Genomic DNA, 1,655 nt, shown 5'->3' with positions numbered 1-1,655 from the left:
GAACAGTTCTTAAAAATAGGAACAAAGGATCGAGTGCGCGAGAGAGCATCTCACTGGTACCGATCGCAATGCCCAGACTGATCCCAACAATCGCAGCCAAGGTATAACTAATCCCTACCCGCTGTAAGCTTGCCCAAGTCTGCCAGAACATGCCTTTATCAATGCCGCCGCGATCATAAAAAGGATACTTCACCAGTTCAAGAGTCCGAGGATCGGTAAACAGGCTGGAAGGCCCAGGTAATAGGGTAATTCCTGAAGCCGATAAAGCTTCCCACAATGCTAAAAACGTGAAAATTGCGATCCCAGGTGGCAGGACATATTTCTTGATGCTTTTGGCAGATATTTCCATATTGCCAATCCGAAATCCTGATGATTTTTTACGTATGCCAGTTGTCATAATGATGCTCCAAAATAAACTAAATTAAGATCGATCGAAAGTCAGTGTTGCTACCCATAACCTCTGCGGTTAGAAACCGCTGCTCGTGTTACGAAGTCCGCCTACGCGGACTAGTTTGTTAGTCCGCGTAGCGAAAAGTGCGGTCTTGGGGTTTCCCCGTCTTGACTCACCCTTTTTGACGGGGAACCCGTCCAAAGGTGAGTCGCAAGTAGAGCACCTTTTCAAGACAGGCGGACTTTGCATCATGAGCCACGACTTCCAGTCGTTAGCTTTTCAGCAGGTATTATTAAGCCTTCATCGTTTTGATTTTTAAGCTATCTAAATAAGCTTTCGGCTTGGCAGGATCGAACTCGGCACCATCGAAGAATTTTTCGATGCCGCGAGAGGTAGATGTAGGAATATCTGCGCTGGCAATGCCCAATTCTTGAGCAGCCTCTCGCCAAAACTTTTCACCACTGACTGAATTAATTACTCGATCGGCTTCGCCCAAGAAACCTTGAGGTAAGAATCCCCACCGAACGCTTTCAGTCAAGAACCATAAATCGTGACTCTTATAAGGATAAGAAACACTGCCGCGAGCATCTTTCCAGTAGCGGATTGCTAATTTTTCATCCTTAACTGTTTTGCGATCGGCACCGAGCGTATATTCACCTTTGTATGGGCCGATTAATAGATCGCTGGGAACGTTAAAGTATTTACGTTGTCCCAAAATAGCAGCCATTTCCGCTCTATTTTTAGGGTCATCGCACCACATTTGGGCTTCCATAATTCCCTTGAGAATTGCTTTAGCAGCTTTGGGATTTTTTCTGACCCAATCTTCGCGCATGGCAAAGTATTCTTCTGGGTGTGCTGGCCAAATTTGAGCTGTCAAAACTGCCAGAAATCCATACTTGCGCTTATCGCGTAGAATCCGCGACGGCCAAGGATCTCCCGTACTAAATCCATCCATCGAGCCAGTCCGCATACTTGCTACCGTCTGGGCTGCGGGTACCGCAATCAGATCGATATCTTTACTCGGATCGATGCCGCCTGCGCCCAGCCAATAGCGAATCCAAAAATCTTGATTGACGCGGGGGAAAGTGTAAGCAGCTTTGAAGGGCTTACCGTCAGCTTTCATTTCCCTAACGTATTCTCCCGCCTTCGATACATCTAGATCGAAACCTTTACCAGCATGTTGTGAGGCGATCGCAATTCCATTGCCTTGGGTACTCAACTGTGCCATCGACAACATCGGAATTTTGCGATTGCCCTTGGTAAT

The 1,655-nt window shown here is 46.9% G+C and carries 1 protein-coding gene and 1 pseudogene; both read right to left on the bottom strand.

From position 1 onward, the window contains the following. Positions 1-397 (bottom strand): annotated as a pseudogene (locus RMO27_RS05290) (nitrate ABC transporter, permease protein); the annotation flags it as partial. A 286-nt stretch (positions 398-683) separates the two neighbouring features. After that, a partial coding sequence (locus RMO27_RS05285) for a CmpA/NrtA family ABC transporter substrate-binding protein (RefSeq protein WP_309730073.1) occupies positions 684-1,655 on the bottom strand: 972 nt, incomplete at its 5' end.

It is taken from the genome of Chamaesiphon sp. OTE_75_metabat_556 (assembly GCF_031378165.1).
GTDB lineage: Bacteria > Cyanobacteriota > Cyanobacteriia > Cyanobacteriales > Chamaesiphonaceae > Chamaesiphon.
This window is presented reverse-complemented; position numbering and strand designations above follow the sequence as displayed.